The sequence below is a fragment of the Thiocystis violacea genome, assembly GCF_016583565.1.
Classification (GTDB): domain Bacteria; phylum Pseudomonadota; class Gammaproteobacteria; order Chromatiales; family Chromatiaceae; genus Thiorhodococcus; species Thiorhodococcus violaceus_A.
Genome location: NZ_NRRF01000008.1, coordinates 77,426 through 91,396, shown reverse-complemented (window position 1 = coordinate 91,396; position 13,971 = coordinate 77,426). Strand labels below are relative to the sequence as shown.

13 protein-coding genes are annotated in these 13,971 nt (G+C 66.6%); 9 read left to right on the top strand and 4 right to left on the bottom strand.

The genetic code is table 11. From position 1 onward, the window contains the following. Positions 1 to 138: 138 nt before the first annotated feature. The 6 genes from CKO23_RS05435 (at position 139) to CKO23_RS05410 (ending at position 5,430) form a co-directional block, all read left to right on the top strand. On the top strand, positions 139 to 888 hold the full coding sequence (locus tag CKO23_RS05435) for a YebC/PmpR family DNA-binding transcriptional regulator (protein WP_200328851.1): 750 nt from the start codon (positions 139 to 141) through the stop codon (positions 886 to 888). Positions 889 to 956: 68 nt separating this feature from the next. Beyond that, the gene (ruvC, locus tag CKO23_RS05430; RefSeq protein ID WP_200328849.1) at positions 957 to 1,493 is read left to right on the top strand and encodes a crossover junction endodeoxyribonuclease RuvC; all 537 of its coding nucleotides are present in this window, start codon (positions 957 to 959) and stop codon (positions 1,491 to 1,493) included. Between the two features lie 4 nt (positions 1,494 to 1,497). Beyond that, positions 1,498 to 2,106, top strand: a complete 609-nt coding sequence (gene ruvA / locus CKO23_RS05425) for a Holliday junction branch migration protein RuvA (protein WP_200328847.1) — start codon at positions 1,498 to 1,500, stop codon at positions 2,104 to 2,106. A gap of 110 nt (positions 2,107 to 2,216) precedes the next feature. Continuing rightward, positions 2,217 to 3,299, top strand: a complete 1,083-nt coding sequence (gene glcE / locus CKO23_RS05420; RefSeq protein ID WP_200328845.1) for a glycolate oxidase subunit GlcE — start codon at positions 2,217 to 2,219, stop codon at positions 3,297 to 3,299. 9 nt (positions 3,300 to 3,308) lie between these two features. Further along, entirely contained in the window at positions 3,309 to 4,538 is a 1,230-nt protein-coding gene (gene glcF, locus CKO23_RS05415) for a glycolate oxidase subunit GlcF (protein WP_200328843.1), read from the top strand. Then, a complete protein-coding gene (locus CKO23_RS05410) occupies positions 4,531 to 5,430 on the top strand; it encodes a 2-hydroxy-3-oxopropionate reductase (protein ID WP_200328841.1) in 900 nt (299 codons plus the stop codon). The genes glcF and CKO23_RS05410 overlap by 8 nt, the downstream gene beginning before the upstream one ends. Before the next feature lie 145 nt (positions 5,431 to 5,575). On the opposite strand, the gene CKO23_RS05405 is transcribed toward CKO23_RS05410, so the two are convergent. The 4 genes from CKO23_RS05405 to CKO23_RS05390 form a co-directional block, all read right to left on the bottom strand. Continuing rightward, positions 5,576 to 7,990, bottom strand: coding sequence for an EAL domain-containing protein (locus CKO23_RS05405; protein WP_200328839.1), 2,415 nt, complete (start codon positions 7,988 to 7,990; stop codon positions 5,576 to 5,578). 195 nt (positions 7,991 to 8,185) lie between these two features. After that, positions 8,186 to 8,593 (bottom strand): hypothetical protein, encoded by a 408-nt coding sequence (locus tag CKO23_RS05400; RefSeq protein WP_200328837.1) that lies wholly within the window; start codon positions 8,591 to 8,593, stop codon positions 8,186 to 8,188. Between the two features lie 231 nt (positions 8,594 to 8,824). Further along, positions 8,825 to 9,100 carry a hypothetical protein gene (locus tag CKO23_RS05395; protein ID WP_200328835.1) on the bottom strand — a complete coding sequence of 92 codons (276 nt, stop codon included), beginning with the start codon at positions 9,098 to 9,100 and terminating at the stop codon, positions 8,825 to 8,827. Positions 9,101 to 9,284: 184 nt separating this feature from the next. After that, positions 9,285 to 9,863, bottom strand: a complete 579-nt coding sequence (locus CKO23_RS05390) for a hypothetical protein (RefSeq protein WP_200328833.1) — start codon at positions 9,861 to 9,863, stop codon at positions 9,285 to 9,287. A 382-nt stretch (positions 9,864 to 10,245) separates the two neighbouring features. Between CKO23_RS05390 and CKO23_RS05385 the strand changes: the two genes are divergently transcribed. Genes CKO23_RS05385 through CKO23_RS05375 form a run of 3 tightly spaced genes read left to right on the top strand, consistent with a single transcriptional unit; the run spans position 10,246 to position 13,939 of the window. Next, positions 10,246 to 11,781: a DegQ family serine endoprotease gene (locus CKO23_RS05385; protein ID WP_200328831.1), complete on the top strand. Its 1,536-nt coding sequence runs from the start codon at positions 10,246 to 10,248 to the stop codon at positions 11,779 to 11,781. Between the two features lie 23 nt (positions 11,782 to 11,804). Then, entirely contained in the window at positions 11,805 to 12,479 is a 675-nt protein-coding gene (locus tag CKO23_RS05380) for a winged helix-turn-helix domain-containing protein (RefSeq protein ID WP_200328829.1), read from the top strand. Then, positions 12,476 to 13,939, top strand: a complete 1,464-nt coding sequence (locus CKO23_RS05375; protein WP_200328827.1) for a sensor histidine kinase — start codon at positions 12,476 to 12,478, stop codon at positions 13,937 to 13,939. The genes CKO23_RS05380 and CKO23_RS05375 overlap by 4 nt, the downstream gene beginning before the upstream one ends. Positions 13,940 to 13,971 lie beyond the last annotated feature (32 nt).

Here is a 13,971-nt window from a genome sequence, read left to right as displayed (position 1 = left end):
TGTCGATACTGGGCCGTCGGCGCCGCACCCCGCGGGGCGCTGAGGCAGCGGCGCTGCCGCCAAGACGTCCGCGGCGTCATGCGTCGAGTCTGCCTGGTGAATCCTTCCAGGCCGTATTTCAAGCAGGAGAATCTACCCATGGCCGGTCATAGCAAATGGGCCAATATCAAGCATCGAAAGGCCGCGCAGGACAAGCAGCGCGGCAAGGCCTGGACCAAGCTGATTCGCGAGGTGACGGTCGCCGCGCGCGAGGGCGGCGGTGATCCGGCGGCCAATCCACGCCTGCGACTGGCCATGGACAAGGCCTTTGGCGCCAACATGCCGCGGGATACGGTGGAGCGCGCCATCAAGCGCGGCGCCGGTGGTCTCGAGGGTGAGAACTACGAGGAGATCCGCTACGAGGGCTACGGCCCGGGCGGCGTCGCCGTCATGGTCGATTGCATGAGCGACAATCGCAACCGCACGGCCTCGGACGTCCGGCACGCCTTCACCAAGCGCGGCGGGAACCTGGGGACGGACGGGTCCGTGAGCTATCTCTTCACCAAGCAGGGCATCATCAGCTTCCAGCCCGGGACGGACGAGGACGTCGTCATGGAGGCGGCCCTGGAGGCGGGCGCCGAGGATGTGGTCGTCAACGACGATGCCTCGCTCGATGTCGTCACCACGCCCGAGACCTTCGCCAGCGTGAAGGAGGCCCTGGGCCAGGCGGGCCTGGACACGGAGGCGGCCGAGATCACCTATAACGCCGCGACCCAGGTCGAGCTCGACCAGGAGACCGCCGAGAAGCTCCTCAAGCTCGTCGAGCAGCTCGAGGAGCTGGACGATGTGCAGGAGGTCTATCACAACGCCGACATCGCCGACGCGATCCTCGAGGCGCTGGATGCCTGAGCTCGTGCCTGGCGTGGATCAGGCGCTGGCGCTGCGACGTCGGCGTCTCGGATGACAGCATCCATCGCATGACAGCATCCATGGGATTGCGCCACCGCATCATGGGGATCGACCCAGGCTCGCGAATCACGGGTTTCGCGGTCATCGATACCGATGGCCATCGGAGTCAGCGCATCGCGAGCGGCTGTATCCGCGTCGGCGAGCAACCCTGGCCGGATCGTCTCGGACTCATCTTCGACCGTGTCACGGAGATCGTCAGTGACTACCGCCCGCATGAGATGGCGGTCGAGCAGCTCATCTTCGCGCGTGACCCGACGGCGGCGCTCAAGATCGGCCAGGCGCGCGGCGCCGTGCTCTGCGCCGGTCTCAAGGGCGGGGTGACGGTGCACGAGTACAGCCCCAAGTCGGTCAAGCTCGCCGTGGTCGGGACGGGTGGAGCGGAGAAGGCCCAGGTTCAGCACATGGTGCGGGTGCTGCTGGCCTTGCCCGAGACCCCGGGGGAGGACGAGGCGGATGCCTTGGCCATTGCCCTCTGTCACGCCCACTCCATGGGAATCCCGGCGCGCAAACGGGCCGCTGCTTCCTGGCGGGATTGGAGACCTTGATACCATGATTGGTCGACTGCGCGGGCAGATCCTCGCCAAACATCCACCCCAGCTGCTGCTGGACGTGGGCGGTGTGGGTTATGAGCTGGAGGCGCCCATGTCCACCTTCTATGAGCTGCCCGCGGTCGGCGAGACGGTGACCCTGATCACCCATTTCGTCGTGCGCGAGGATGCTCATGTGCTCTACGCCTTTGCCCGCGAGCAGGATCGCGCGCTCTTCCGCGCCCTGCTCAAGGTCTCCGGCGTGGGTGCGCGCATGGCGCTGGCCATTCTCTCCGGCATGGACGCGGCGCGCTTCACCCAATGCGTGGAGCTCGATGATTGCGATGCGCTCACGCGCATCCCGGGCATCGGCAAGAAGACCGCTCAACGGCTGGTCATCGAGATGCGCGACCGCATCGAGGGTCTGGCGCCGGGCGCCTCGGCCGTCCCGGGTGTCTCCAGCCCGGCGGTCGACGCGCGCGATCAGGCCCTGGCGGACGCCGTGAGTGCGCTGGTGGCGCTTGGATACCGCCCGCCCGACGCCAATCGCATGGCGCGCGCCGCGGACGATGGCGCCAAGACCTCCGAGGAGATCATCCGCGCGGCGCTGCGAGCGGTCAGCTCCGCCTGAGGTCGCGCAGGGAGATCGGCAGCCCGGTGTGTTGGGTTGTGCGCCGATGCCCCGACCTTTCCACTTCGGGTCGCGTGTCTCGCGCGGCCGCATTCGGACCGAGGTTGAGCGTGAGTCAGGACCTGACACCCCATCTGCAAGCGAGGATCCAGGCCGCGGCGGCGGACGCGACGCCCCTGGCGCTGGTCGGCAACGGCACCAAGGCGTTTCTCGGGCGCGTCACTGCGGGGGAACCCCTGCGTCTCGCCGAGCACAGCGGCATTCTCACGTACCAGCCGACGGAATTGGTGCTCACCGCGCGCTGTGGCACGCCCCTGGCGGAGATCGAGGCGGCACTGGCAGAGGCTGGGCAGATGTTGCCCTTCGAGCCCCCGCACTGGGCGCCGGCCGGCGGTGTCGGCGCCACCTTGGGGGGAACGATCGCTGCCGGCCTCTCGGGTCCGGCGCGGCCCTACCTGGGTGCGGCCAGGGATCTGGTGCTTGGCGTCCGCGTCCTCACCGGGCGCGGCGAGGTGCTGAGGTTCGGCGGAGAGGTCATGAAGAACGTCGCGGGCTACGATGTGTCGCGACTCATGGTCGGCGCGCTGGGGACCCTGGGCGTGCTGCTCGATGTCAGCATCAAGGTGCTCCCCCGGCCTGCCGCGACCCAGACGCGGGTTCTCGAGTGCGGGACTCAGGGCGCCCTGGCAACCATGAACGCATGGGCGCGCAAGCCGCTGCCCGTAACCGCGACCTGCTTCGACGGTGAGCGGCTCTGGGTCCGCGTGTCCGGTGCGGTCCAAGGGGTGAGCGAGGCCGTTGGGCGGATCGGCGGCGAATCTGTCCCGGCTGCCGAGGCGGACCAGTTCTGGCGCGAGCAGGTGCGAGAGCAGCGGCACGCCTTCTTTGCCGGTGAGCAGCCACTGTGGCGCTTGTCGGTTCCTCAGGCCGCGGCGCCGATCGCGTTGCCGGGGCCGCAGTGGATCGAATGGGGTGGCGGGCTGCGTTGGCTGAGGAGTGAGGCCCCACCCGAACAGGTGCGCGCGGAGGTTGCGGCTCTGGGCGGGCATGCGACCCTGTTCCGCGGTGGCGATCGCTCGGGCGAGGTCTTTCACCCGCTGCCCGCGCCCCTGATGCGTCTGCACAGGCAGGTCAAGTCCGCCTTCGACCCGCGGGGCATCCTCAACCCCGGTCGGCTCTACGCGGACCTCTAGGAGTCCAGTGTGAAGACCGACATCCTGCCCGATCTCCTCCGCACGGCCGAGGGCCAGGAGGCCGATGCCATCCTGCGGGCCTGCGTGCACTGCGGCTTCTGTACGGCGACCTGTCCGACCTATCAACTGCTCGGCGACGAACTCGATGGTCCGCGTGGGCGCATCTACCAGATCAAGGCGGTCCTGGAAGGTCAGGCGCCAACGCGGATCACGCAGCTGCATCTGGATCGCTGCCTCACCTGTCGCGCCTGCGAGACGACCTGTCCCTCGGGGGTCCGCTATGCGCGCCTGGCGGATATTGGACGTCACTATGTCGAGGAACGGGTGGCGCGACCCTGGTACGAACGGGTGCTGAGACAGGTGCTCGTCCATGTGCTGCCCTTTCCCGCGCGCACCCGCCCCCTGATCCGACTGGCGCAAGGGTTCCGGCCCTTGTTGCCGAGGGGGCTCAGGGCGAAGCTGCCGCAGCGGCGTCCGTCGCACCCCTGGCCGGCCCTCGCGGGTCGGCGCCGTATGCTGGCGCTCGCCGGTTGCGTCCAGTCCGTTGCCACGCCGCAGACCAATGTCGCGGCCGCGCGCGTCCTGTCGCGCCTGGGTATCGATTTGGTCGAGGTGCCCGAGGCCGGCTGCTGCGGCGCCTTGGCCTATCACCTCAACGAGCGCGATGCCGGGCTGGATGCCATGCGGCGCAACATCGATGCCTGGTGGCCGGAGATCGAGGCCGGTTGCGAGGCCATCGTCGTTACCGCGAGCGGCTGCGGCACCATGGTCAAAGAGTACGCAGAGGTCTTGGCCCATGATCCCCGCTATGCGGAGAAGGCGGCGCGGGTCGCATCGCTCGCCCGCGACCCCGCGGAGATCCTGGCTCAAGAGGATCTCAGTGGGCTCGGCTCGCTCGGGCGGGGGCGTCGGGTCGCCTTCCACTCGCCCTGCAGCCTGCAGCATGGGCAGCAGCTCAAGCTGGTCGTCGAGCCGATCCTTGCTCGGCTCGGCTTCGTCCCGACGCCGGTGCCCGATGGTCATCTGTGCTGCGGATCGGCTGGGACCTATTCGATCACCCAGCCGCGGCTGTCGGCGCAGCTGAAAACGAGAAAGCTCGAAGCCCTCGCGTCCGGCACCCCGGATGTGATCGCCACGGCCAACATCGGCTGCCAGCTCCAACTGGGCTCGGACGCCGAGGTTTCCGTCGTGCACTGGCTGGAACTCCTGGACGCGAACGAGGCGCAAACCAATGACTGAGACCCTGGGTTTCATCGGTCTGGGCATCATGGGCCGGCCCATGGCGCTGAATCTGCGACGCGCCGGCCATCCGCTCGTCGTTCATGCGCGCAGGCCAGAATCCATGCGCCCGCTCGCGGATGCCGGAGCCACCACCTGCGCCAGCCCCGCGGAGGTGGCGCGCCAGGCGGATATCGTCTTTACGATGGTGTCGGATACGCCGGACGTCGAGGCCGTGATCCTGGGTGAGCGCGGCGTGATCGAGGGCGTGCGCCCCGGCTCGGTGGTGGTCGACATGAGCACCATCTCGGCGGCCGCCACGCGCCACCTCGCCGAGTGCCTCCGTGCCCAGGACGTGGAGATGCTGGACGCGCCGGTCTCCGGCGGCGAGGTTGGGGCGGTCGAGGGGACGCTGTCGATCATGGTTGGCGGCGCGCTGGAGGCCTTTCGGCGCGTACTGCCGCTGTTCGAGTGCATGGGCAAGAACATCGTCCACATCGGCGCGAACGGGGCCGGGCAGGTCTGCAAGTCCTGCAATCAGGTCGTGGTCGGAACGACCATCGCGGGTGTCGCCGAGGCCATGCTGCTGGCCGAGGCATCGGGGGTGGATGCGGCCCGGGTGCGTGACGCCTTGCTCGGCGGTTTTGCCAACAGCCGTGTCTTGGATGTGCATGGACACCGCATGCTTCAGGGCGATTTTCAGCCCGGATTCAAGGCGCGGCTGCACCAGAAGGACATGCGTATCGTCGCCGAGGCGGCGCGGGAACTCGGCCTCTGTCTGCCGTCGTCAGCCATGATCTCGCAGTACCTCGACGCCCTCGTCAGCCAGGGTGACGGCGAGCTGGATTCGGCGGCGATCTATCAGGTGCTCAAGGGCCTGAGCGCGCATGGCGATGGCCAGGCGTCATCCTAGAAGTGGTCGGTGATGTGACGTCGAGGATTGGTCCGCCTCCTCTGGAGTCAACCGCGCGCTCACCCGCGAACGGGCGCTTGGCGCAAGACCGGAAGGGCACTCTACGCCAAGGTTTTGCGCTGAGCCTTGGCGGCTTTGCCCGAGCTCATAGATCCTGCAAGGGCAGCGGTTTGCTGAAGAGATATCCCTGAGCGCAATCGACGCCGATCTCTTCCAGGATACCGAGCACCTGCGTGTTATCCACGAATTCGGCGATCACCCGCTTGCCCATGCCGTGCGCCATGTCGGTCACCGCCTTGACGAAGATCCTGTCCTCCCGGTTGTTGGGTAGCTCACGGATGAAGGCCCCGTCGATCTTGATGTCGTCGACCGGCAGCTGACGCAGATAGGCGTAGGACGCATAGCCGCTGCCGAAGTCGTCCAGGGCAAACCTGCAGCCCAGCTCCTTGATGCTGAGCATGAGGCGCGTGGCGCTGCTCAAGCTGTTGATGGCGACCGTCTCCGTGATCTCGAACGACAGCCGCGATGGTTCGATCTCATAGCGCTCCAACAGCGTGCGCAGGGTGGTGAGGAGCGCAGGGTCGTCCATGGCGTTCGCGGAGAGATTGATCGCGAGCCGCAGCTCGCGCCGATCCGACAGCACCTCCAGCGCATGGGTGAGGATCCATTGGTCGATCGCCTGGATCTGGCCGGTCTTCTCCGCGATCGGGATGAAGCGGTCCGGCATGACCAACGCCTGATGGGCGTCTCTCATGCGCAGAAGGGCCTCGGCGTGACAGCGCTGGCCGGTGCGGATGTCGATGATGGGTTGGAACCACATCTCGAAACGCCCTTCGCGCAACGCCTCGGCGATCTGCTCCTTCCAGAGGATGCGGGCGTCCAACTGCTCGCGCACGGGGTCTTGTTCAGAAAAGACGTGCCAGCGCCCGCGGCCGAGATCCTTGGCTTTGTACATGGCCAGGTCTGCATTGGCCAGAAGCCCGGCGATCTCGCGCCCCTGCGACGGGAAGGCGACGATGCCGATGCTGGCCGAGATCTGGTGCTGACGGCCCTGCTCTCTCAGGGTGATGGCACAGATCGCGCGCTGTGCGCATTCGGCGCAGGCGAGGGCGTCCTCGAGACTGGCCTCTGGGAGAACGAGGGCGAATTCGTCGCCGCCGAGCCGCGCAATCAGATCGCTGAGCTGAGTGATGCCGCGCAAGGCTTCGGCGACACGTTGCAGGAGCTGGTCGCCGATTGGGTGTCCGCTCAGGTCGTTCACGTCCTTGAACGCGTCCAGGTCCAGGTAAAGGAGCGCGCCTTGGTGCTCAAAGCGTGCGGCCTGCTCGACGATGCGCGCGAAGTCCTCGTTGAACCGGCGGCGGTTGGAGAGGCCGGTGAGCGGGTCGTGATCCGCCAGCCAGAGGAAGCGCTCCTCGGCCTGCTCGCGGTCGCGCTGCAGCAGTTCCATGCGGTCCGTCAGTCGGCCAACGGTTGCGACCATGAGGTCGATCTCATCGTGCGGCAGCCGCATCACCCCGAACTGAATGAGCGCCGCGCGTAGATCGGCGTAGCGCCTCTCGGCGAGGAGTGGGAGTGCCTGAGCCAGCTTCTTCAGCCGACGCAACGGGGCCTGCATGATGACGAGCAGCAAGATTTCCGAGAGCAGGACGCCTGCCACGCCGATCAGCAGGCTCTTGCGCGTGGCGGCCTCGATTCCCAGTCGCTGCTGAGTGACGTCATTGATGACGAAGGCGTCCACACCCTTCGCCAGGGCAGGGATGCGGAAGATCTCGAACCAGCCGTCGTCGAGATGCACCAGCACAGGATCGGCCGAGTGCATCGTGTTCAAGAGCGCGCGTCCGGCCGCGCGCAGTACCGGCAACGACCGCTCCGGATAGCTGAGCACCGGGAAGGTCAGGTAGCCCGGTTGATCGGGGTCCAAGCGCGTGTGGTGCTTGGTCTCGTCGCGTACATCCACGGCGATGTCTGCGCCGGTGAGTGCGTTGAACGCCAGGAGTACGTCGGCCAATGAACGCTCCAGCACCAGGGTTCCCGCGAAGGCGCCCTGCCAGAGCAGCGGGATGGCGACGAATTGACCACAGGCCGGGCGGCAGGAGAGGACGTTGGCCGTCCGTTTGGGCGCCGCCGCGATGGCGGCGAGAAGCTCGTTCGGGATGTCTGCGGGGGTATTGGGCCAGGCGACGTTGGTTGTGCCGTTGGCTGCGAGCCAGTGGACCGACTGGATATCCCATTCCAGGTCGAGCAAGGCGCCGTTCGTATCGAGGGCTGTCCTCAGTTGCTCGCTCAGGCTGTCTGCCACCACAGGGCCGAGCAGGGGGACCAGGCTTGCCAGCTTTGACATCTCCTGTCCACGCTCTTTGAGCATGGTCCGCACCTGGCGGGCTTGCTGGTCGCGCAAGCGCGACTGCTGAAGCTCGAATTGCTGCACGGATTGGACGTTGGCGATGACGACCAGGGTGACGTTGACGGCCACCAGGAGCAGGCTCAGGGCGATGAGCGCCTTCCAGCGCAGGCTCAGGTAGGTTTGCGGCCAGCCTGTCTTGAGCCCAAAGAACACCTGATCGCCTCAGAAACGCGCGAGGTTCGAGGCGGCGAGGGCGTGCCGTTCCTTGACGGACCCAGTCGGGTTCTCACCCTTGGGCCGTGCAAAGGTCGCTGGGGCGTCTTGGTCTTCGAATCGCGGCATGAGGTTTCGCTCGCTGTCCTGGCGCAGTGCTGTCGTTCCGAATCCTAGGCGAAATCTGGCGGCTTCCTAGTGCACCTCGATGATGCGAACCTCTGGACTCGAGGAGGCAGACTCGATGTAGCCCAAGGCGCCCGGCGTCGAGGCGACGCGACGAACCATTTCGTCGACGGATGAGACGTTGATCGGCGCCTGTCCGGTGCCGGTGAAGATCTGCCGATCCCAGACGCGTCGCAGCTGGTAGGGGTAGAGTCCGAGCACGGCGTTGACAAAACGCTGATGGAGGTCATCGTCGTCTGGAAGCACGAAGAGTTTGACCTCGGTTCCATCCGGCCATTGCCTGATGCGCATGGTCAGATAGAGGCGGGCTTCGTTGCGCGTGAGACGCTCGATTCCCGTACCCTTGTTCGCGATGAGCTCTTGTGCGCCGGCGGGAAAAATGAGAAACGCAAGTGCCAAGCAAGCCAAGCCCTTCATTCTGTTGCGTCCAGCGTCAGCGATGTATGGATGGGCTCACTTGGTCAGGATGGCGGACCGACTGCCCCGTCGGACGAAAGACCAGTTGCAGTCTAATCCCTCCCCGCCAAAAGACCAAGGTATCGGCCTTCCGCGCCGATCGTCCTCGGGTCGTCGCGATTGAGTCCGACTCGCTATGGGTTCGGATCGCTCGATGGTCTGAGTTGAGTGTCTGCCAGCTCTACGTGGCTGTCAGCGGAAGACTTCTTTGGCCGTGCCGTTGACCACGACGACACGCGCCATGCCCGCGGTGCTCAGGGGGCAGAAGTAGGTGACGATTGTGATGCTCTGCGTGGCTTGGTTGTCGTCGTCCGCGTCGCCAGTGATGGCGTAGCGCGCCTGCTTGTCTGTCGAGAAGCAGCCGCAGGTGGCAAGCTGAGCGGTGGTCATGCCGGCGGCGGGCTCGCAGCTGCCGGTCTTCTTGCCGGATGTGGTCGACTGGCAGCCGCAGAGCAGAGCCGCGAGCATCAGTGCGCTCGCGCAAGCCGACCTGCGCCACGGGGAATCCCCATTGAGAGGCCCTAAAGAATTGAGAGGCCCTGAAGACCTCGGCCGACTCTGGCGCCTGGTTGCGTCCCGTTGGCTCATCGACGAAGACCTCCGTTCACTGCGCCGGGCCACGCGGGCCGCGGCGGCGAGTGTGGTCGGTTGGCTACTGGAAGCTGACCTCGCCACTGATGACGCGCATGTAGCTGGCCTCGACGCCATCTCCAGGTGCGAGTGTCTTGAGCAGTGCCGGATCCTCGACCTTCAGCGTCACGACGTTTTCGGGGCCGCGGATGGTAACCGTCGATTTGGCCGTGTCGATCGACTCGACGCGGCCGTTCAATGTGACGGTGTCGATGATCGAGCCGGAGGGCTTGATGCCGGGATCCCGCTCGGTCTGGGAGTCTGCGGAGACGCCGATCTCACCGGCGCCATGGCCCTTTTTCAGATCGACCAGGAGGGCCTCGGTTTCGGTGATCTTCAGCAGGTTGCCGATCTTCACCTGATCGAGCCGCTGCACCTTCTCTGGAACGTGCAGGACCTCGAATCGCCCATCCGGGGTCTTGATGGTGAGCATTCGCTTCTCTTGATTCACGACCGTCACGGTCCCCGTCAGCTCGGAGGTCGCAGCGGCCCCCATGATGGGGACCGTCTCCGTCCCGGCCGCTGCGGATACCCCGCTCATGGCGAGTGATGCGGCCAGGAGGCCAGTCGAGAGCGTCGCGCGTGTGATCTGTTGCTGCATGCAATTCTCCAGTTTCTTTGGTGTACGTATCGGGTGCGCTCTGAACGGTACTTGGGAAGCCGTAGCGGCGCAAGCCGTGTCAAGAGGTCGGAATGGCCGGGAACGCGCGGTCTCTGGCCGATGCCTCGGGTCTGGATCTGAGCGGACATCACGACGGCCGCAATACCTGCCATGCGTCGGCCCTGTGTTTCACGTTCTTGGCAGCGGGCCATGTCGGTCGCGGGCTTTCGCGTGATGCGGGCTTCCTAACCAAAAGTTAAGCATTCGTTAAGTCCTCCGCAATGCAGCGACCCCGATACTGCCCTGAGTTGAGACGCCGCGCATGGCTCGTCTCCCATGATTCGTTCCCCCGCAGGGGATGCTCCTATCGAGGTACTTCAGCATGAACCAAGAGTTTCACAAGACTTCAGTGGAGGAGCGGACTGGTGTCGTATCCAGGTCGCGGCCGGCCAAGACCGCGCTCGCCGTAGCGGTTGCCATCTCGCTGGCCGGAGGCGGCGCGATCTGGGCGTCTGCGAAAGAGGTCCAGCCGCTCACTCCCACCGCGCCGGTCGCACCCGCGCTGATCGGTCTGCCCGGCTTCGCGGACGTCGTCGAGCGGGTCACGCCAGCGGTGGTCAATGTCAAGGTCACCTCGGACACGACACGCCGCATGGGGCGCTCCGGACACATGGACATGCCTCGGGACCTGCCGATTCCCGAGCCCTTCAGGCACTTCTTCGATGAGCAGGGTCAGATGGCGCCCCATCTGGTCGAGGGCCAGGGATCCGGCTTCCTCGTGGATCCGCAAGGCTTCGTCGTGACCAACAACCACGTCATCGACGGGGCAAGTCAGGTGACGGTGGTGCTGAACGATGGGGCCGAGCACCAGGCGCGGGTCGTCGGGCGCGACGACAAGTCGGATCTCGCCCTGTTGAAGATCGAGACGAGCCAGCCGCTGCCCTATGTCGAGCTGGGCGATTCCTCCAAGGCCCGCGTTGGCGACTGGGTGCTCGCCGTGGGCAATCCCTTCGGGCTCGGCGGCTCGGTCAATGCCGGGATCATCTCGGCGCGGGGGCGGGATATCCATGCCGGCCCCTATGACGACTATCTGCAGATCGATGCCGCCATCAATCGCGGCAACTCGGGCGGGCCGCTGTTCGATACCACCGGGCACGTGATCGGCGTCAACACGGCCATCTATTCGCCGACCGGCGGAAACGTCGGTATCGGCTTCGCGATCCCGGCCGAGACGGTGCGCCAGGTCGTCGCCGATCTGCGCGACGACGGCCGTGTCGAGCGCGGCTGGCTGGGGCTGCAAATCCAGGAGGTCACGCCCGAGCTTGCGGCCGGTCTGGGGCTTGAGCGCCCGGAGGGCGTGCTGGTCGCCGATGTGGTTGCGGGCGGGCCGGCGAGTGGGACAGACTTGCAGGCGGGCGATGTGATCGTGCGGGCCAATGGCCACCAGTTGGAGAGCTACAGGGAGCTGCCCAAGCTCGTGGCCGCGACCAAGGCCGGCACCCGGATGCAGCTGGAGGTGTTGCGCCGTGGAAAGCCGCTCGAAGTGGCTGTGACCGTCGGCCAGATGCCGGGCGATGAGGGTGCGGTGGCCGCGCAGGATACCCCGGAGCAGAGCGGCGGGGCGCCACGGCTCGGCCTTTATCTGGCACTCTTGACGCCTGACGTGCGTGCTCAGAATGGACTGAGTGCGGATCAGAAGGGCGTGCTCGTCGCTCAGGTCGAACGCGATAGCCCGGCCGCGAAGGCGGGCATCGAGCCGGGTAGCCTCATCTCCATGGTCGGGGCCGAGCCGGTCGATTCGCCCGACCAGATCGTTGCGGCGGCGCGCAAGGCGGCGGACGAAGGGAAGCAGGCGCTGATCATGCGGGTCGAGCGAGGTGGGCGCACGCTCTTCGTGGCCGTGCCGCTGGCGGCTTAACGAAACGCGGGGGGTGAGGGGCGATGCGAATCCTCTTGGTCGAAGACGACCGCCAGATGGCGGACTATCTGCGCAAGGCCCTCGCGGAGGCGGGGGCCGTGGTGGATCAGGCCGCCGAGGGCAGAGAGGGTCTGCTGCTCGCAGCGAGCGGCGACTACGACGTCCTCATCCTCGATCGCATGCTGCCCGGCCTCGATGGGCTTGGCATCGTGCGCACCTTGCGCGCGTCCGGCAATCAGACACCCGTGCTCTTCTTGAGCGCCCTGGGCGAGGTCGATGATCGCGTCGAGGGTCTGCGAGCGGGCGGCGACGACTATCTCATCAAGCCCTTCGCCTTCTCCGAGCTGCAGGCGCGCGTGGAGGCCCTGTTGCGGCGAGGGACGGCGGATGCGCCCGAGACCCGGCTGCGGGTCGCCGACCTCGAGATGGACCTCCTCAAGCGCGATGTCAGTCGGGCCGGCACGGAGATCCTGCTGCAGCCGAGGGAATTTCGGCTGCTCGAATGTCTGATGCGGCACGCCGGCCAGGTCGTCACCCGCACCATGCTGCTGGAGCAGGTGTGGGACTACCACTTCGACCCCCAGACCAATGTGATCGACGTTCATATCAGCCGGCTGCGCGGCAAGATCGACAAGGACTTCGAGCGACCGCTGCTCCACACGGTGCGCGGCGCCGGCTACATGCTGCGCGCCGAATGACGCCGCCCGCGCTGGCCTTGGGCGCCTGGGCTCAGCTGCGCTCCGGGGCGGCCCGGATCCTGCGCAGCTCGACCTTCCGGCTCGCCCTGCTCTATGTCGTCTTGCTTGGCGCCTCCGTCGCGATTCTGCTGGGCTTCATCTATTGGTCGACGGCGGGCTACATGGACCGTCAGACCACCGCCACCATTCAGGCCGAAATCCGCGGCCTGGCCGAGCAGTATCGTCGCGTCGGCCTGGGTGGTCTCACCTCGCTGATCAGCGAGCGGGTCGCGCGCGATCCGGTCGGCTCGAGTGTCTACCTGCTGGTGGACGACAGGCTGGAGCGTGTCGTGGGGAACCTCGACCGATGGCCCCCCGAGATCCCGGATGCCCAGGGATGGATTCGTTTCCGATTGCGCGAATGGGGGCCGGCCCGGGCCGAGGAGCATGAGGCGCGGGGCCAGGTCTTCTCGCTGCGCGGGGGGTTGCGATTGCTGGTCGGGCGTGATGTCAGGGATCTGGAGGCGACCCGCGCCCTCATCCTGGATGCCCTCACCTGGGGGCTGGCGATTACCGCGGCACTGGCCCTGCTCGGCAGCTGGCTGATGAGCGCGGGCCTGGTGCGCCGCCTGGAGGCGATCAATCAAACCAGCCGCGAGATCATGGAGGGCGACCTCTCGCGACGCATCCCCTTGAGCGGCAGTGGCGACGATTTCGATGCGCTCGCGGCGAGCCTGAATCGGATGCTGGAGCGCATCGAGGCGCTCATGGCGAGCGTGCGCCAGGTCTCGGACAATATCGCGCACGACCTGCGAACTCCGCTGACCCGCTTGCGCAATAAGCTCGAACTCCTGAAGGCCGAGCTGCCGGAAACGCTGGGCGCGCGGACCTTGGCGGAGGAGACGATCGCGGATGCCGAGGAGATGCTCGCCACCTTCAACGCCCTTCTGCGCATCGCCCGCATCGAGTCCGGCAGCCGGCGCTCGGCATTTCAAGACCTCGATCTGGGGCCGCTCGTCGAGGATCTCGTCGAGCTCTACGAGCCGGTCGCGGCGGATCGCGAGCAGGACCTCAGCTATGGCGGATGCGGGGAGGCCTGGATCTTTGGGGATCGCGACCTCGTGTTTCAGGCGCTCACCAATCTGGTCGACAATGCCATCAAATACACCCCGCCTGGGGGGCGCATCCGCGCCCAGGTGGGTGTCGAAGGCGATTGCATCCTGGTGGAGGTCGCGGACGACGGGCCTGGCATTCCGGCAGCGCTGCACACCCAGGTCTTTCGCCGGTTCTTCCGTGTCGACGACAGCCGCTCGACGCCCGGAAGCGGTCTGGGGCTGAGCCTGGTCCAGGCCGTCGCACAGCTCCATCGCGCCTCCATCGCGCTGCTCGACAATCAGCCGGGGCTGCGCGTGAGGATCGCCTTCGCCCGCGCGCAGCCGCGCACTGCCGTGGAGTCGGCGACAGCGGCTGAGACCGCCTAGACCTCCCTGTCGGTGCTTGGGGTCATGCGCTC

Coding starts and splice junctions, on each gene's coding strand:
- CKO23_RS05435 (WP_200328851.1), top strand. CDS start 139: ATGGCCGGTCATAGCAAATGGGCCAATATCAAGCATCGAAAGGCCGCG.
- ruvC (WP_200328849.1), top strand. CDS start 957: ATGACAGCATCCATGGGATTGCGCCACCGCATCATGGGGATCGACCCA.
- ruvA (WP_200328847.1), top strand. CDS start 1,498: ATGATTGGTCGACTGCGCGGGCAGATCCTCGCCAAACATCCACCCCAG.
- CKO23_RS05410 (WP_200328841.1), top strand. CDS start 4,531: ATGACTGAGACCCTGGGTTTCATCGGTCTGGGCATCATGGGCCGGCCC.
- CKO23_RS05400 (WP_200328837.1), bottom strand. CDS start 8,593: ATGAAGGGCTTGGCTTGCTTGGCACTTGCGTTTCTCATTTTTCCCGCC.
- CKO23_RS05395 (WP_200328835.1), bottom strand. CDS start 9,100: ATGCTCGCGGCTCTGCTCTGCGGCTGCCAGTCGACCACATCCGGCAAG.
- CKO23_RS05390 (WP_200328833.1), bottom strand. CDS start 9,863: ATGCAGCAACAGATCACACGCGCGACGCTCTCGACTGGCCTCCTGGCC.
- CKO23_RS05385 (WP_200328831.1), top strand. CDS start 10,246: ATGAACCAAGAGTTTCACAAGACTTCAGTGGAGGAGCGGACTGGTGTC.
- CKO23_RS05380 (WP_200328829.1), top strand. CDS start 11,805: ATGCGAATCCTCTTGGTCGAAGACGACCGCCAGATGGCGGACTATCTG.
- CKO23_RS05375 (WP_200328827.1), top strand. CDS start 12,476: ATGACGCCGCCCGCGCTGGCCTTGGGCGCCTGGGCTCAGCTGCGCTCC.